The sequence below is a fragment of the Actinomadura napierensis genome (assembly GCF_039529375.1).
Classification (GTDB): Bacteria; Actinomycetota; Actinomycetes; order Streptosporangiales; family Streptosporangiaceae; genus Spirillospora; species Spirillospora napierensis.
Genome location: NZ_BAAAMR010000062.1, coordinates 31767 through 48437 on the forward strand (window position 1 = coordinate 31767; position 16671 = coordinate 48437).

Genomic DNA, 16671 nt, shown 5'->3' on the forward strand with positions numbered 1-16671 from the left:
CTCATGACCCCACCTGGCCGCCTTCGCCACCGGCTGACCGTCGATAGTGGGCCAGTGTCCGGCTTCTCCGCGCTCAGGCTGAGGTTGCGGCGCAGGCCCTGCCGTAGCCGGCCAGGTCGCCGCCGAGGGCAGCGGCGGCCAGGAAGCGTTCGGTGGTCGTCCGGTGCTCGCCCGGCGTGGGCCGGAATCGCGGGCGGCGCGCTCGGACATGCCGCCGGGCCCGGTAGGCCATCTGCTGGACCGCCCGTTCGGTGCGTCCGATGATGGCCGCGATCTCCGCGTGCGAGAAGCCGAACACGTCGTGCAGCAGGAACACCGCGCGCTCCGTCGGGGCCAGGGTTTCCAGGACGACCAGCAGGCCCGCCGCCACCGCGTCGGCGGGCCGTGGCCCGACGGGCGAGCTGGCCGCCGGCTCCTCCGGCCGATCCTGATCGGCTTGGACTTCCCGGCGCGCCCGTATCCTGCGAAGCTCGTCGATCGCCTGGCGGGTGACCAGCCGGAACAGGTAAGCGCCGGGGTCTACGACCGAGTCGTGTTCCACTCGGCTCCAGCGAAGCCATGCCTCTTGAAGGACGTCGTCGGCATCTGCCCGGTTACCGAGCATCCGGTATGCCGCTGCCGAAAGCGAAGCTCGGTGCCGCTCGAACAGTTCGGCCGCAGTGTCCATTGCGCCTCCCGTACAGACCTCATCAACAAGACGGTCTGGAGGGCGCCGACGTCACGCGTGACGCCGACGGACCCGCATCCGTCTCACCAGGTGGATACCGGCCACCGACCTGAAAGGCGTGACATGACATCGACCCTACTCACCGACCGGAACCGGCTGCTCGTCCTGGAGGCCGTCTCCCGGTTCGGCGCGGGCGACATCGTCGGCTTCACCGAACTGCTGGGCGAGGATTTCGTATCGCATAACCCGCGCGTGGCGCATGACCCCGCGGCACAGTCCGGGCGCCAAGCATTCGCGGAATTCTTGAGCGGACCCGGCAGCACGCATCTGCGGGACGCGACCGTGGCGGCCAAGCACATGCTCGCCGACGGCGACCTGGTCGCCGTGCACACCCACGTGGCCACCCCACAGGGCGACCTTGCCACCGTCGACCTCTTTCGCATCGACACCGGCAAGATCGTCGAGCACTGGGACGTCGTTCAACCGGTCCCCGAGGATGTGCTCCACCCCCACGGAATGTTCTGACCGATCACGATGTCCCCTCGACCAAGTACGTTTCCGCGGTCGCGCTCAGGTACGCGTGACTGCGGATGACCTGCACGTCACGCAGCGGCAGATGCCCGTCGCGGGCCATCCGCAAGCGAACAGGTAGGGCACAGGGTCGGTGGGATTCGTGAAGAGCGCAGGGTTGGTCTACGGCCGCTCGTCAACGATCAGGTGCTCGACACACCAGATCGTTGACGAGCGGCCACCTCGGAGCACGGCCCGTTGCAGAATCGCGATCAACATGAGTGCACCTGCCTAGCGCTCGTCTCACCCTGAGTAGCCGATCGCCAAGAGTGAGTCAGGGCCCAACTGTTCCGCGCTCAACAGAACGATCCCGCCCCTCACCGTTTCAGACGGCCGGGAGGCTCAGTGGCCTTCCACCGGCCAGGGCGCCCCGAGTTCCTCGGACATGACCTACGCCGACCGCCGCAGTTCCGTAGACAGGGTCGGCCAGGTTCCGCTTGGAGGGAGCGCGAGCTCAGGGAGGCCAGAGAGGACGCCCACCGACGTCAGCGGCTCAGGGTGGAGGCGGTGATGGTCGGGCGCCCGGTGCTGTGGAAATAGATCCCGGGCAGGCCGGCGGTTTCGAACCCGGCGTTGCGGTTACCGGTCAGGCGCGAGTGATCGATGGTGAGCTCGCCGGTGTTGTCGTTGCTGACGAAGAAGACGGCGCCGCCGCCCTCGTTGGCGCGGCTGCCGCGGATGACCGTGCCGGCGAGGCGGATGGCGAACCGGTTGCCGTCGGCGTAGACGGCCCCGCCGCTGCCACCGCCGGGGGTGCCACCGCGGGCAGGGTTGGCGCCGCGGCCGACGGCCTGGTTGCCCGTGAAGAGGCTGTTGAGGATCGTCCAGGACACGCTGATGCCGCTGAGCGCGCCGCCGTTGGAGCACGTCCCGCCCTCGAACGTGCTCCGGGCGACGTAGACGGGCAGGCCGTGGTACTGGTCGAGGACCCTGATGGCGGCGCCGCCGAGGTCTGCGCCGGTGCTGTCGCAGCGGTTGCCGGTGAACCGGGCGTTGATCACTGTGAGCCGGCCGCCCCGTACGAAGATCGCGCCTCCGCCGCCGCCGTCCTGCTTCTGCCCGGTGGCGTTTCCTCCGGCGAAGGTGATGTTCTGCACGGTCAGGTGGGGTGTCGACTGGTCGTTGCAGTGCGAGGTGGTCCAGCCCTGGGCTTGGTCGCAGGTGTTCATGTACAGGATGCGGCGGGCCCCGCCGCCGCTGAGGGTGACCAGGCCGCCGCCGTCCAGCACGGTGTGCGGGACGCTGTTGCGGATCTTGGCCGTAACCTTCATCGCGATCGTGACGGGGGCTGGGCCGCAGTCGAAGGCGATGATCCCGCCCTTGGCCACTGCGGCGACCACGGCCGTGGCGGTGCAGCCACGCGGGTCGCCGTGCCCGATCACCCGCGTCGGATGCGAGGTGTCGACGGGGCGTGCCGCCGCGGGGACCATCGCGTGGCCGGCCGGGTTGCCCGCCCGGAGCCAATGCCGCATGCCTTCGGCCGCCTTGCGACCCTCCGGGGACGTAGCGGACGGGCCCGGGGCCGTGGGGACGGCCGACGCACCGGACGCCGCCGACGCAGGCGGCGTGGTGGCCGCTGAGGGCCTGGCGTGCTTGCCGTCGCAGCCCGACAGCAGCAGAGACGACACTATGACCAGAGCAGAGGCTGACGAGATCGAGGTGGCCGGGCGGGGCATGGGGGCAGCGTAAAGCGTTTGAATATCCCCGGGGCAATAATTAGGCGCATGCTCGTACTTCGGCGGCTCCGCCGCCGCCAACGCCTTACGGACTGTGTTCCTAGCGATGTCCAGGCGCCGGGCGATTGCCTTGCTTGGCTGGGGCCGGGCCGGTGGTGCGGTGGCCAGCGAGGATGCGGGTGAGGTCGGTGACGGGGGAGGAGGCGAGTTTGTGGTTGGTGTCGTCGTAGCCGCGCGTCGTGCGGGGGTCGGCGTGGCCGGCCAGGTCCTGCACCTTGGCGAGCGGGACGTCGTTACCGAGCAGGGTGGTGATGACGGTACGGCGGCCGCTGTGCGGGCTGAGCCGGGCCGCGGTGGGCAATCCGGCCAGTTCGGCCTGTCGGCGCAGGATATTGGTGACGTCGCGCTGGGTTAGGCGCTTGCCGCCGGGCTTGGTCGGGTCGTAGGGGTGCGGGGTGGTCACCAGCAGCGGTCCGGGCCGAGCGACGCCGTCCGGGTGGCGGCCGGCGCGGACGGCGAGATAGGCGTCCAGGACGCGGCACAGTTCACCGTCCAGGCGCACATAATCGCGGCCGTCGCGGCCCTTGCCCTTGGCGGCGTGCCACAGCACTCGGTACCCGGCCTCGGTGCCCAGGTCGGTGAGGTCCGCGCCGGTGAACGCTGAGACTCGCAGCGCGGTGTAGAACAGCAGCGCGATCACGGCCGCGTCGCGCCAGGCTGGTTCGGTGTCCAGGTCAACGGCGCGGCCCTCCGCGGTGTCGAGGAGCAGCGCGGTCTCGGCGACGCTGAGGGTGGGCGCCTTGTATGCGGAAGCGGCGATCTGCGCGCTGGTCGGCCGCTTGACCAGCAGCGTCGGGTTGCGGTCGGTGACGTCGTTGGATTGCAGGTAGGTGTACCAGGAGGAGACGGCCGCCAGCCGCCGCGCCCGGGTCGCGGCGCTCGGCGGGCGTGATCGGTCGCCGACGGTGACGGTCATGGACGCCGACCAGTCGTCGATGTCCGCGCGGCGCGCCGCCCGCGGGTCCAGCCCGGTGCGGGCGCAGTAGTCCAGCCAGCCGGCCAGGTCGCGGTAGTAGCCGCGGCGGGTCGCGTCGCTGCTCTGGCTGCGCAGCCAGGCGGCGGTCAGCACCTGCAGGCCGTAACGGTCGCCCGGACGGTCGGGCGGCAGCGCGGGCAGCAGCGCGACGGCCTGCCCGATCGGATCCGGTGCCGGCCCCGAGGCCGCCGATGTCGCTGCAGGAGCCGATGCCGGGTTCGGTGCCATCGCCTCGGCGGGCAGCAGTGTCGTGGCTTCCAACGGAGCGTCCGGAGCTGACTTCGGTGCCGCGATCATGCGCGTACCACCTTCACGTGCGGCGTTATGACACTCGATGCAGCGCCACCACCAGCGGATTCGGCCCTTCCAGTCGCGGCCGTTGAAGCCTGCGCCGTCCACCGGGCCGCAGCGTGTGGTGCGCCCCCGCCGGACGCCGCCGCTCCGCACCTCACATCGCCGTGTGCTCGACGGGTGTCGCGCGTGAGGCCGCTCGTGTGCCGGCCCGCCTCGTTGATCATGCACACCAGGATAACCGTCATTATCCCGGAGCCTCAACCCGCCGTGACTTCCGCGTTTCACGTGTCGCGTTAACAATAAAGCGTGTCGCGTAGCGGAATCTCGCCTAGAGTGAGGCGAGTGAGCAGCGAGACGAGCAGCGCGAACGACGCCACCGACGAGTCCGCGACCACCACGGCGGCCGCAGAGTCGGCCAGCGAACCGGGCTCCGCCCCGTCCACCCCACCGCGGGCATCGGCGGCCACAACCGCGGCCGCACCGGCGGGCTCCTCGGCCGTCGGCGGATCGCCCGCACAGCAAGGCGACCTGATGGACGAACCCGAGGTTGCGCGCGGCGAAGCCGCGGAAGAAGAGGTAGCGGCAGAGGCGCTGGCGGCGGGGGAGTGCGCCTTGGCCGGCTGCTTCGAATCGCTACCGGAGCGCGGCCGCGGCCGACCCCCCAAGTACTGCAGCAAGGCCCACGCCGACCAGGCCAGCCGGGACCGTCGCGCCGCCGACACCGCCGCGGTCGACGAACCGCTCCATCAGGCCGAGGCGCTCGCCCAGCAGGTACCCGCAGCCATCAGCGCCCTGCAAGACCAGCTGACCGAACTGAAGGACTTCCTCACCAAGGCCCAAGAGGGAGCACTGTCCCGGGTGCAGCGGGCCGAGGCCGAGGCGACCGCGGCCGCACAGGCCGAAGCCGATGCCGAAGCCCGCGCCCTGGCCGCCGACAAGGCACGCAAGCAAGCGGTCACCGTCGCCGAAGCCGCCCGCACCGCGCAGCGGGCCGCCGAGCAGACCGCCGCCCGCGACCGCGCGGACCTGGAACAGGTCCGCGCCGACACCACCGAGGCCATCGCCGCGCACCAGAGCGCCCGCGACGCCGCCCGCGAGGCTCAGGCCGCTGCCGAGGCCGCCCGCGACGCCAAGGCCGCCGAACTCCGCGACATCCGCAACGCCCACGAGCAGGAACGCGCCCGGTTGGAGGCAACCGTCCGCGCCCACGCAGACCGATTGCAGACCCTCCAGAATGAGCTGGCCGACAGCACGGCAGCACTGGCGACCGCCCGGGAGGCACTGGCTGCCGCCCACGGCGAGGCACGTACCCAGCAGGCCAGGGCCGAGGCCGCCGAACAGGCTCGCGACGAGGCGATACGGCACGGACGCGAGGCCGCCGCCCGCGCCGAGGCCCTCGAACGCCGCCAGCAAGCGCTCCAGGCCACCGCCGACCAAGCGACCAGGCAAACCGCGCAGCAGCTAGCCACCGCGCGAAGCGCGCTCGCCTCCCGTCAGGCTCTCTGCGACCGGCTCGAAACCGACCTGGCGGCCGCCCGCGCCGAAGCCGCCACGCAACGCGAACGCGCCGCCCGCGCCGAAGCCTCAGCAGTGCCTGACCGCCTGACCGCCGAGGATGACCCACGGCCGCCATCACGACCATGAACTGAACGACACCGCCGCCGTCCCTGCGTGTCTCCTCCGAGTGCAAGCCGGATGGACTGGCGGGCTGCTCGGCGATAGACGGCGATGCAGAACGCTTTCTACGCCAGGCGATCATCCTGGATCGCAACCAGCGTGGTGCCATCCGGTCGGGTCGGGGGGTGTGGTCGCGGCCCCGGGTGGCCCGCCGCGACCACACCCGGCTAGTTGTCGGCCATCACGGTGAAGGTGAATCCGGCGCTCGTCGGACGGCGCAGCGGGATGTCGCACTTGATCCGGCGCAGTACCTCGTTCCTGCTGAGGCCGAGCCCTCGTGCGATGAGCCGATCAGGGCGCACCGGCACCGGGTCCTCGAAGACGACCTCCACCTGGATCGGCCACGCCGCATCGAGGCCTGCCGACGGGGTGTCCAGCCGCCATGCCCCCGTCCAGTCCAGGGTGAAGCGGTTGCGCCGGGCGAGCAGCGGATCCAGCAGCCTGGACGCCACCAGTTGCGGGTCGTTGACGCGGTAGCCGTGGAGCTCGGCCGGATCGAAGGAACCGACCGGCGTCCGCTCGTGCACGGTGAGCTTGCTCGTCCGATCGCAGGATACGCAGCGGACCAGCAGCCACACGTCCAGCAGCTTGCCGTTGGCGTTGACGCGGAACCTGCCCTCGCCGGTGGAGGCCGACTCCGACCGGCAGACCGCGCACCGCAACGACAGCAGGGGCAGCCTGGTCCGACGAACGACCCAGGGCAGCACGGTATGAGGTTGTGAAGACATGAGCCCTCTAGACCTGACACGAGGCCGATTACGCGCGGCCTCGAACGCTGAAAGACCGGGCGCGCATGGGCAGCCCGGCAGAGCCGACGGGAGCGTCGGCTACAGGTGAGCGGAAGAAGGTGTCAGGTCTAAAGAGCAGGCGGGGTCACGCGGTTCTGTCCTCTGTCCTCGCTGCGACGGGGCCGCGGGCAACCTACTGGAACGCGCAGGCAGGCTCAAACGGTTTTCCGACCGCGACTCCGTCAGCCTGGACCCCTTGGTGGCGAAGGCGATGGTGTCGTCGGGCGCCGGGCGAGCGTGTACGGCCTGTGGGCTGGTCCCGGACGAAGTTGCCGGCAGGTATCTCTAATGGCTGTCCACAGGTTTCTCGGCTCCGTATCCACTCCGGGAAGTCTGGTGTGCCACTTCGTCCTTGCTCGCATGGCTGCGGCCTCTACCGCCAAAGCCGCTGAGAGGCAGCAGCGCTGGAGTGAGGACGAACAGGGCGACCGCGAGGGCCGCGACCGCGACCATGGCTCCGCGGAGTCCCACTGCATCAGCCCATACTCCGACGTAGACCGGACCAACGAGGAACCCGAGGTAGGACACGGTCGTGACCACCGAGGTCGCGCGGCCACGGCGGGACTCGTCGACGTTTCGCGAAACGATCCCGAGCAGGGTCGGGAACAACACTGCGGTCCCGGCAGCGGCCACCGTAAGGCCCAAGCCGGCGATGAGCAGCGTGGGTGCAGCGGCGATAAGGGCCGCTCCGGCCGCAGCGGCCGCCGCGCCGGCGAGTAGAACGGTGCGAGAGTGGGATGCTTTGAGGCCGCCGATGGAGAACCGCGTGATCGCGACCGTTCCGGCGAATGCAGCGGGTGCGACGGAGCTCAGCCCCGCACCGGAATGAAGCTCGTCGTGGGCGAAGACGGCGCTCCAACTCTGGTGCGCGTTCTCGCTGGCGAACCCCAGCGCGCCGAGCACTCCGATGAGCACGAATGGGCCGATCCCACGTCCGGTCGACGGCGCCGGATCCGCTGCCGGGACGGGCTCGTGCCTCTGAGCGGCAGCACCCGTGGGCAGCGTCTTGAGCAGGGAGGCGCCGGCAAGTAGAGAGAAAACGGCGACGCCCGCGAACGGGACCACAAGAGGCAGGGAGGCGGCCGACGCCAGCCCGGTGGCAAGACTCGCCAGGACCACCAGACTGGAGAAAACGCCGTGCGCGCGGGTGATGACAGGCCGCCCGGTGATCCTTTCGGCCCGTCCGGCGACTGCGTTCATGGCCACGTCCGCCGCTCCGCTGGTCGCCCCGACGAAAGCCAGCCCTACGCACAAACGCTCCAAGCTAACCGCGGTCAGCACCATACCGGCGCCGGCACAGCCGAGAGCGGCGATGACCACGGCCGCGACCGTCAGTCCCCATCGATCGAGCGCTCTGCCCACGAGGAGCATCGCCGGAAGAGCGCCGGCGCCCACGAACAGCAGCGCAAGGCCCAACTGGCCGTCTCCTATGTCGGCCTGGCGCTGAACCCGCGGGACGGAGGCGCCCCACACTCCCCAGAACGAGCCGAACGCAGCGAACGCCACGACGGTCGAAATGATCATTTGGTGCGGTGAGCCGACAGACGTCCGTCCCATCTGTGTAACGATACACAACGCCGCTAGGCTGACCCTCATGGAATCGTCGACGGGCTCGGAGCGGGTGACTCTCGCGCAGGTGGCCGAGCGGGCCGGCGTGTCGGTGATGACCGCCTCCTACACCTACAACCGGCCGAACCGCGTATCAGACCAGGCCCGTTCGAAGGTGCTCGCCGCGGCGGCCGAACTGGGTTATCCCGGACCCGACCCGAGTGCCCGGTCGTTGCGCCGCGGCAGCACCCGAACCCTCGGCGTCGTGATGGGCGAGCATCTGAGTTACGCGTTCGAAGACCCGGAGGCGACGTCCTTCCTCGCGGGGATCGCCGATGTCTGCGCCGATCGCGGTTACGGCATGACCATATTGCCGATCACGGGGGGTTCCGCTGACGTCCCGCGGGTCACCGACGCCGCCGTCGACGGGTTCATCGTCTGGACTACGTCCGACGATGATCCGATCTTGGCGGCCGTCCAGGCGATGAAGCGCCCTGCGGTGGTCCACGGAGGGCCGGCGGTCAACGGGATGGGACTGGTGAGCATCGACAACCGCGCAGCGGCACGCGCGGTGGGTTCTCTCGCGTTCGCAGGCGCCCAACGTCCGGCGGTGGTGAGCTTTCCGCTTTCCCGAGATCGGACCAGCACGATCGAGGGCGGTGCGGACATCACGGCTGTTCGGTTTCCGGTGACGCGTGAGCGGCTGGAGGGCTACCGGCAAGCGGCCGAGGACACCGGCACCGCCTGGCACGACGTGATCGTCGCCGTGTGCGCACGCAATGACGCGGCCGAAGCCGAGCGAATCGCAGCGACCCTGCTCGCCTTCGATGAGCCGCCCGATGCGATCGCCGCGATGAGCGACCAGCAAGCGGCCGGAGTCGTCCGCGCGGCCCGTGCCGCCGGCCGTGTCATCCCTGATGACGTGGCGGTAACCGGGTGGGATGACGCGGCAGTGGCGCGACAACTCGGGCTGACAACGGTCGCGCAATCACTGCGCGACCAGGGCGCGGCATGCGCGCTTGCCGCGCTCGGGCACGAACCGAACTCCCAGACCGCACCTTGGTCCATCGTTCGCAGAGACAGCACCCGTGTATGACAAAGCCACAAGCTCCACCACCGAGGAAGGCGGGGCCCTCTTCATTCTCCTGTTCACAGGGGACCCGGTCCGCGCACGACGCGATCACCCAACGACAATGCGGGCATGTCGTATCTCTCTACCCGGGGGATCTTGCGCAGCAGGGCCGGCGCCGGGGTCATGCTCGTGGTCGGGGTCGCGCTGGTGGTACTCGGGGTCTTTCTCAGCCTGCGGATCGCGCCCGGTGGTGTTCGCGATCTGCATGCCTACCAGGCGGCGCCGCGGTGTGCGGCGCCTCCGTCCGGGGCTGCTGAATGCCGGTGGACGCAGACGTTCACCGTGTCGGATATCAGGCTGACCAGCAGCCGGAGCGATGTGGACCGCGCGTTCCTGACCGACGGGCACGGGAGCAGGTGGGAGACGGAGTACGCCAACCGCAAGCCGGTCCTCACCGACCTGAAGAAGGGCGACCACGTCACCGGCACCGTGTGGCGTGGGCGGCTGACCGAGATCTCGGCGAACGGCGCCTCCCAGAGGACACAGGCCGCTCCGGCCGACATGCGCACGCGGGTCCTGATCCTCGCGTTGATGATGGTGCCCAGCGGCCTGCTCACGGCGATCGCGAGCGGCTGGCGGCTGGTGCGGCGCGCCCCGACGCCCGGGATGGTCGCCACCCTGCGGGTGGCGCTCGGGATGTTCTTCGCCGGACTGTTCTCTCCGTTGATCGGGGGCGAGAACCTCTGGATGGTCGCGGCCCTCTGGCTCACCGTGGCCGCAGTCATGACCGTCGCCGCGCGGCACTACGTCGTCCGCAAGCGTGTCCCGGAGGCGGTTCCGTCCTAGCCGGCGCCACGAGCGGGGCACCAAAACTCAGCGAACTGGAGAAGCGCTGGCCGTCCGCCCGGCCCTTCGGGTACGGGCAAAACGTGTGGCCGCGGTTGCTTGCTGCTCGGTACGGTCGCGGCCATGGCGCTTGTGGAGACTCCGGGATGGACGGTTCGACGTGCGGGCATGGGCGGCGTGGCCGCGCTGGTGCAGCTCGCGCGGCGGACGGCGTCCGTTACCGATGAACCGGAAGTGACCGAGCGACTCTACGGGTGAGGGGCGCATCCGTGTCCACCATTCCCGCGGCCCCCAAGAGCGGACGAGGCTGGGCCCTGCTGCTCGTCCTGTGCGGGACGATCTTCCTTGAGGGCAGCGACGTCGCCATGCTGGCCGTGGCCGTCCCCACCATCCGCGCCGACCTCGGCTTGAACACCGGCACCGCGGCGTGGGTGATGAGCGGGTACGTGCTCGGGTACGCCGGTTTCACCCTGCTCGGCGGTCGCGCCGCCGATCTGCTGGGCAGGCGGCGGATGTTCCTCACCTGGCTGGGCGTCTTCCTGGTCTTCTCCATGCTGGGCGGCTTCGCGGTCGACGGCTGGATGCTGGTCGTGGCCCGGTTCGTGACCGGTGTGGCGTCCGCCTTCATGACCCCCGCCGCGATGTCGATCATCACGACCTCGTATCCGGAGGGGCCGCAGCGGGACAAGGCTCTGCTGGTCTTCGCCGGCGTGGGCGCCGGGGGCTTCTCGATGGGTCTCGTCATCGGCGGCCTGCTGACGGAACTCGGCTGGCGCTGGGTGTTCTTCGCCCCGGTGTTCCTGACCGGCGCCATCCTGCTCGCGGCGCTCAGGCTGGTGCCGGCCGAGGCCCGCCCTGAGCCCGCACGGCGCGGCTACGACCTGGTCGGCGCGGCCAGCGCCGCCGCCGCGATGCTGCTGTTCGCCTACGGCATCGTCCGGCTCGAGCACGGCGGCGACGGGCTCGGGCTGACCGCCGGCGCGCTCGCCGGCGGGCTGGCGCTGGTGGCGGTGTTCGTGGTGATCGAACGGCGCGCCGAAGCGCCGCTCGTCCGGCTGGGGATCTTCCGCAAGGCCGCGATGGTGCGGGCCCACCTCGGCGCGTTGCTGTTTCTGGGCGCGTTCTTCGGCTTCCAGTTCATCGTCACGCTGTACCTGCAGGAGCTGCGCGGCTGGTCCTCCCTGCAGACGGCGATCGCGCTGATCGTCATGGGCTGCGACGCCGTGCTGGCGCCCACCCTCGCTCCGCGCCTGGTGAGCCGCTACGGCAACGGCCGGGTGATCTTCGGCGGCTTCCTGCTGGCGATCGTGGCCTTCGTGCTCTTCCTGCCGGTCGGGATGGACTGGTCGTACGCGGCGATGTTCCCGACCTTGATCATTACGGGCACGGCCTTCGCCCTCGCCTACGGCCCGCTCACCATCGCGGCGACCGGCAGCGTGGCCAAGGAGGAGCAGGGCTTGGCCGGCGGGCTGCTGTACACGTTCACCCAGTTCGGCTCGGCGGTCGGGATCTCCGCGGTGACCGCGGTGTACGGAATGGCCGCGGCGGGCGCCGATGGCTCACCGGACGCGGTACTGGACGCCTATCGCACCGCGCTCGTCATCCCGGTGGTCATGGTGCTGCTGGGGGCGGCGATCTCGGCCTTCGGCCTGCGCGGTGCCAGGCCTGCCGGCGGCCGGCGGAAGGGCGCGGCGCCCGCCGCCCGAGGCGAGGTCAGCGACGGCGTTCCGAGGTGAAGCCGGCCCGCTCTGTGGCCCCGCTCCATCGATCTGTTTCAGAGTCGCGGCGTCGCCGCCGCGCCGGGTCCGTGAGCGGTGGCGGCGGTCCAGTTCGCGTTACGTCTGGGCTGTCCCGCTAAGCCGTTGCGGGCCGTTAGTGCTGCTCGACCGTCAGGATGGCTGGACGTCGTCGAAGAGGGCGAGGGCTTCGGCGGGGTCCGAGCTCACGAGGCGTTCCAGGCCGGCCGTCGTGATCTTCGCCCACCTGCCGGCCCGTGTCCACATCTGTTCCTCGAAGGCGCGGACGGCCTTGTCCAGATCTTCGGGGCCGGTGACGGCGGCGATGGACTCGGCGAGTTCGGCGCCTTCCAGCATCGCGAGGTTCGCGCCCGCTCCCAAGGGGGGCATCAGGTGGGCGGCGTCGCCCAATAGCGTCACCCCGGGGACGTGCGCCCAGGTGTGGGCCACGGGCAGGACGTAGAGGGGGCGGTGGATGAAGGCGGTGCCGTGGCGGAGAAGGTCGAGGACGGGAGCGGCCCAGCCGTCGAACAGGGCCAGCAGGCTTGATCGCACGGCCTCGACGTCGTCCAGGTCCAGGTTGGCGTGCCAGTCCAGTGGCGCGCGGAACTGGGCGTACACCTTGACGTGTCCGCCGCTGTTGCGCTGGGCGACGAGGGCGCGGTTCACGCCGTACACCGCCACGGAACCGTCGCCGACCAGCCGGGCGAGGTCGGGGTGGCGGGTGTCGACGTCGTCCAGGGAGGTCTCGACCGCGGTGACGCCGGTGTAGTCCGGCGTCGCGGACGAGACCGCCGGGCGGACCCGGGACCAGGCACCGTCCGCGCCGATCACGAGGTCGAACGTCTCCTGTCGCCCGTCCGCGAAATGGACCAGCACGCCGTCCCGTGTCCCCGGCACCACCTTGGTCACGGCCCGCCCCCACTGAACGTCCAGGGGGCCGCGCAGCAGGTCACGGAGCTGCCCGCGGTCGATCTCGGGATTGGCCCGGTCGTCCGGACGGGGCGGCCAGTCGCGCAGGACGGTCCCGTCCGCGTCCAGGATGCGCATGGCCTGCCCCTCGGGACGCGACAGCGCCTGGAACTCCGCCAGCAGCCCCGCCTTCCTCAGCGCGAGCTGGCCCAGCCCTTCGCGCAGGTCCAGCGTGCCGCCCGGGGGACGGGCGTCGGGGGAGGGATCGCGTTCGAGGATGGTGACGGGGTGATCGTGGCGGTGCAGGACGCGGGCGAACGTCAGGCCGGCGGGGCCGCTCCCGACCACGGCGATACGGTGTCTCATGTCGATACACTGTATTTTGCTATTACGGTGTATCGCAACAGTACGGTGTGACCATGACTGTGTGGGACCGACCGGAGCCGCCGACGCGCCCCGCTCCGCTCGACCGGGCGCGAATCGTGGCCGCAGCCATCGCGCTGGCCGACGAGGGCGGGCTGGAGGCGGTGTCGTTGCGCAAGGTCGCCGCCCGGCTGGACGTCGGCCCGATGCGGCTGTACGGATACATCTCCACCAAGGAGGAGCTGTTCGACCTCATGGTGGACGAGGTGTATGCCGAGATCCTTCCCGAGGAGCAGCCGGGTGACTGGCGGGAGGCGCTGCAGATTCGCGCCCACCGCACCAGGCAGGCCGCCCTCCGTCACCCATGGCTGGCCGACCTGCTCGGCGGCCGTCCGACGCTGGGCCCGAACGCCCTCGCGGTGGCCGAGTCCACGCTGGCCGCCCTCGACGGCCTCGCCGATCTCGACACCGTCCAGCGCGCCGTGGAGACCGTCAGCGCCTACCTCACCGGCGCGGTCAGGCGCGAGATCGCGAACCTGCGGGCCGAGCGCGCCACCGGCCTGTCCAAGCGCGACTGGCAGCGCGCCTCCGGCCCGCATCTGAGCAGGATGCTGGACACGGGCCGCTTCCCGGCGCTGGCCAAGTTCGTGTACGACGGCACGGAGGTGGACGCCGAGACGTCGTTCACGACCGGCCTGGACTGGGTCCTGGACGCCGTGGCCGCCAAACTCGCCCGGCCGCCGGCGTGACGCTCAGGATTTCCGGGTGGCGACGCCGCTCGGCCTCTCCACCGCCGCGGCCGCCGCACCGCACCTCTTGGCCCCTGCTGCGTTGATCTTTACGGCGCCTGCGTCGCTAGGGTCTCGGCTTCACGCCGGGTGAGCACCATGGGGGCGTCCTCGGTGATGGCGACCGTGTGCTCGGAGTGGGCCGTGCGCGAGCCGTCGGCCGACCGGATGGTCCAGCCGTCGGCGTCGTAGACGATCCGGTCGGTCGTACGCGCGAACCAGGGTTCGAGCGCGAGGGTCAGCCCCGGCAGGAGCTTCAGGCCGCGGCCCGCCCGGCCCTTGTTGGGAACGTGGAGGTCCTCGTGCATGGTGCGGCCGATGCCGTGGCCGCCGAACTCGGTGTTGACCGGATAGCCGTAGTCGCGGGCCACCGCCCAGATGGCCGCCGAGATGTCACCCAGGCGGTTGCCCGGACGTGCCATCTCGATCGCCGCTTCCAACGCCTCCTCGGTGGCGCGGATGATCCGCAGGTCCTCCTCGGCGGCGGTGCCGACGACGACCGTCCGCGCCGAATCGGCCACCCAGCCATCGATGCTGACCGCGAGGTCCGCGCTGAGCACGTCTCCGTCGCGCAGCGTGTAGTCGTGGGGGAGGCCGTGCAGGACGGCGTCGTTGACGGACAGGCAGATGACGTTGCGGAACGGGCCGTGTCCGAAGGACGGCGCGTAGTCCCAGTAGCACGACTCCGCCCCGCGCCGTTTGATCATGCCGCGGACGTGGTGCTCCAGGTCCAGCAGGTTGACGCCCACGTCGGCGAGCCGGCCGACCTCCGAGAGCACCTCGGCGACGAAACGCCCGGTCACATGCATGCGTTCGATCTCCGCAGGCGTCTTCAGCTCGATCACGAATACCTCGCGTCACAGGGGGTTGGTATAACTATACCTGGACTCTAGCACTTGCCGGTATAGTAATACCAACCCTATCCTGGGGGCATGGTCCGCCAACCGCTCACACCTGAGCAGATCGAAGCCGGCAGACGTCTCGGTTCCCTGCTGCGCCAAGCGCGGGCGGGACGCGACCCGGCGGAGGTCGCGCACGCGGCCGGAATCTCGCCGGAGACCCTGCGCAAGATCGAGACCGGACGACTGCCGTCCCCCGGATTCGGCACGATCGTCTGCCTCGGCGAGGCACTCAACGTGCCGGTCGAGAAGCTGGCGGCAACGTGGCGCGGCAACGACCTGCCGCTGGAAGCCGTCTCTTAGGCGCCGTTCCCGGCGAATCCCGGAGGACACCGGCCTCTCAGGCGTTTGCCTGCTGGGCGTGTTTGGGCAGGAGGCCGACCAGGAGGAAGGTGACCACGTAGAGGGCGGCGGCGAGCGCGGTGATGAGTTCACCGGCGTCATAGAAGCCGCCATGCCCGGCCTGGGCGAAGAAGACGGTGCCGAGAGCGGCGGCGCCGGTGGCGTTGGCGAACTGCTGGACGGCGTTGAGCATGCCTGATCCGGTTCCGACCTCCTCGGTGGCGGCGTCGCCGAGGACGTAGTCGAAGACGGGGATGAAGACCAGGCCGGAGCCGAAGCCGGTGATCAGCAGGGCGGGCGCGAGGGTCCAGGAGGTCAGCGAGTCCTGGGCGTGGGCGATGGTCCAGCCGAGTGCGGTCAGGCCGGCGGCGGCGATGCCGAGGCCGAGGTGCAGGGTGGCGCGTCCGAGTCGCTCGGCGAGGAAGGCCCCGGCGAGGCCGACGGCGATGGCGCTGCCCAGGGCCCAGGGAATCAGGGTGAGGCCGGTGTGCAGGGGCGTCCAGTGCGCGCCGAGTTGGAGCATCAGGTTGAGGGCGAGTTGGAATCCGGTGAGCGCGGAGTAGAAGCCGCAGACGATGACCAGGCCGACGACGAAGCTGCGCTTGCGCAGCAGCGACGGGGTGATCACTGGGTGGGCGCCGCGGCGTTCGGAGACCGCGAACAGAGCGAGCACCGGGACCGAGGCGGCCATCATGGCGTAGGTCCAGAGCGGCCAGCCGAGTTCGCGGCCCTGCACCAGGGGGATGATCAGCAGCGCTGAGGCCAGGGTGAGGAGGCCGACGCCGCGCAGGTCCAGACGGGTGGAGGCGTCCTCGCCGGCATTGCGGGGCAGGAAGCACGCGCCCAGGGCCGCGGCGGCGACGCCGATCGGGACGTTGATCAGGAAGATCGAGCGCCACTGGCCGCCGAACAGGTCCAGGTGCAGCAGCCAGCCGGCCAGGATCGGCCCGGCCACCGTGGCCAGGCCCATGATCGGGCCGAACGGGATGAGGGCCCGGCGCAGGTGCTCGGGCGGGAAGACGATCTTCACCAGGGCGAATCCCTGCGGGATCATCACCGCTCCGCACAGGCCCTGCAGGGCGCGGGCGCCGATCAGGAACCCGACACCGGGCGCGAGGCCGCACGCCAGCGAAGCGATGGTGAACCCGGCCATGCCGGCCAGGAACAGGCGGCGGCGGCCGACCAGGTCGCCCAGCCGGCCTGAGGTCACCAGGCCGAGGGCGAAGGCCGCGGTGTAGGCGGCCAGCACCCACTGCACCGTAGTGTCGGCGCCGCCCAGATCGGCGCGGATCGAGGGCCCGGCGAGGTTGGCGATGGTCGAGTCCAGCACGTCCATGATGTCGGCGATGACCACGACCGCGAGGACGAGCCAGGCTCGGCGCAGCGGCAGGACAAGGGACTCTGCGGCGGGAGACCGCGCTGGAGAACTTTGTTCAGTTGACATGAACTTAGTTCTA

General features: G+C 70.5%; 16 protein-coding genes. 8 read left to right on the forward strand and 8 right to left on the reverse strand.

Features of this window, described 5'->3' with window-relative positions; genetic code table 11:
* Nucleotides 1-73: 73 nt before the first annotated feature.
* Entirely contained in the window at nt 74-667 is a 594-nt protein-coding gene (locus ABD296_RS29895) for a sigma-70 family RNA polymerase sigma factor (RefSeq protein WP_344274482.1), read from the reverse strand.
* Between ABD296_RS29895 and ABD296_RS29900 the strand changes: the two genes are divergently transcribed.
* The gene (locus ABD296_RS29900) at nt 566-1192 is read left to right on the forward strand and encodes a nuclear transport factor 2 family protein (protein WP_344274485.1); all 627 of its coding nucleotides are present in this window, start codon (nt 566-568) and stop codon (nt 1190-1192) included. The two genes, ABD296_RS29895 and ABD296_RS29900, sit on opposite strands and share 102 nt — an antisense overlap.
* A 530-nt stretch (nt 1193-1722) precedes the next feature.
* Here ABD296_RS29900 and ABD296_RS29905 read toward each other — a convergent pair.
* Together ABD296_RS29905 and ABD296_RS29910 are read right to left on the reverse strand one after the other, a co-directional pair.
* Complete coding sequence (locus tag ABD296_RS29905; protein WP_344274488.1) at nt 1723-2709, reverse strand: hypothetical protein; 987 nt, start codon at nt 2707-2709, stop codon at nt 1723-1725.
* A gap of 304 nt (nt 2710-3013) precedes the next feature.
* On the reverse strand, nt 3014-4210 hold the full coding sequence (locus tag ABD296_RS29910; protein ID WP_407061526.1) for a tyrosine-type recombinase/integrase: 1197 nt from the start codon (nt 4208-4210) through the stop codon (nt 3014-3016).
* Nucleotides 4211-4585: 375 nt separating this feature from the next.
* On the opposite strand from ABD296_RS29910, the gene ABD296_RS29915 reads away from it, so the two are divergent.
* Nucleotides 4586-5887, forward strand: a complete 1302-nt coding sequence (locus ABD296_RS29915) for a coiled-coil domain-containing protein (RefSeq protein WP_344274494.1) — start codon at nt 4586-4588, stop codon at nt 5885-5887.
* 200 nt (nt 5888-6087) lie between these two features.
* Here ABD296_RS29915 and ABD296_RS29920 read toward each other — a convergent pair whose 3' ends face one another.
* Complete coding sequence (locus tag ABD296_RS29920; protein ID WP_344274497.1) at nt 6088-6627, reverse strand: DUF1062 domain-containing protein; 540 nt, start codon at nt 6625-6627, stop codon at nt 6088-6090.
* Nucleotides 6628-6993: 366 nt separating this feature from the next.
* On the reverse strand, nt 6994-8232 hold the full coding sequence (locus ABD296_RS29925) for an MFS transporter (RefSeq protein ID WP_344274500.1): 1239 nt from the start codon (nt 8230-8232) through the stop codon (nt 6994-6996).
* Nucleotides 8233-8302: 70 nt separating this feature from the next.
* Here ABD296_RS29925 and ABD296_RS29930 point away from each other — a divergent pair, with 70 nt between their 5' ends.
* The 4 genes from ABD296_RS29930 (at nt 8303) to ABD296_RS29945 (ending at nt 11910) form a co-directional block, all read left to right on the forward strand.
* Nucleotides 8303-9352 carry a LacI family DNA-binding transcriptional regulator gene (locus tag ABD296_RS29930; RefSeq protein WP_344274503.1) on the forward strand — a complete coding sequence of 350 codons (1050 nt, stop codon included), beginning with the start codon at nt 8303-8305 and terminating at the stop codon, nt 9350-9352.
* A 318-nt stretch (nt 9353-9670) separates the two neighbouring features.
* Nucleotides 9671-10174 (forward strand): hypothetical protein, encoded by a 504-nt coding sequence (locus ABD296_RS29935; protein WP_344274506.1) that lies wholly within the window; start codon nt 9671-9673, stop codon nt 10172-10174.
* Nucleotides 10175-10297: 123 nt separating this feature from the next.
* The gene (locus tag ABD296_RS29940) at nt 10298-10432 is read left to right on the forward strand and encodes a hypothetical protein (RefSeq protein ID WP_344274509.1); all 135 of its coding nucleotides are present in this window, start codon (nt 10298-10300) and stop codon (nt 10430-10432) included.
* Between the two features lie 11 nt (nt 10433-10443).
* Nucleotides 10444-11910: an MFS transporter gene (locus ABD296_RS29945; RefSeq protein WP_344274512.1), complete on the forward strand. Its 1467-nt coding sequence runs from the start codon at nt 10444-10446 to the stop codon at nt 11908-11910.
* Between the two features lie 153 nt (nt 11911-12063).
* Here ABD296_RS29945 and ABD296_RS29950 read toward each other — a convergent pair whose 3' ends face one another.
* Complete coding sequence (locus tag ABD296_RS29950; RefSeq protein WP_344274515.1) at nt 12064-13188, reverse strand: FAD-dependent oxidoreductase; 1125 nt, start codon at nt 13186-13188, stop codon at nt 12064-12066.
* Nucleotides 13189-13241: 53 nt separating this feature from the next.
* Between ABD296_RS29950 and ABD296_RS29955 the strand changes: the two genes are divergently transcribed.
* On the forward strand, nt 13242-13934 hold the full coding sequence (locus ABD296_RS29955; RefSeq protein ID WP_344274517.1) for a TetR/AcrR family transcriptional regulator C-terminal domain-containing protein: 693 nt from the start codon (nt 13242-13244) through the stop codon (nt 13932-13934).
* A gap of 89 nt (nt 13935-14023) precedes the next feature.
* Here ABD296_RS29955 and map read toward each other — a convergent pair whose 3' ends face one another.
* Nucleotides 14024-14818, reverse strand: coding sequence for a type I methionyl aminopeptidase (map, locus tag ABD296_RS29960; protein WP_344274520.1), 795 nt, complete (start codon nt 14816-14818; stop codon nt 14024-14026).
* A gap of 87 nt (nt 14819-14905) precedes the next feature.
* Between map and ABD296_RS29965 the strand changes: the two genes are divergently transcribed.
* Entirely contained in the window at nt 14906-15175 is a 270-nt protein-coding gene (locus tag ABD296_RS29965; RefSeq protein ID WP_344274523.1) for a helix-turn-helix domain-containing protein, read from the forward strand.
* Between the two features lie 37 nt (nt 15176-15212).
* Here ABD296_RS29965 and ABD296_RS29970 read toward each other — a convergent pair whose 3' ends face one another.
* Nucleotides 15213-16658 (reverse strand): DHA2 family efflux MFS transporter permease subunit, encoded by a 1446-nt coding sequence (locus ABD296_RS29970; protein WP_344274526.1) that lies wholly within the window; start codon nt 16656-16658, stop codon nt 15213-15215.
* Nucleotides 16659-16671 lie beyond the last annotated feature (13 nt).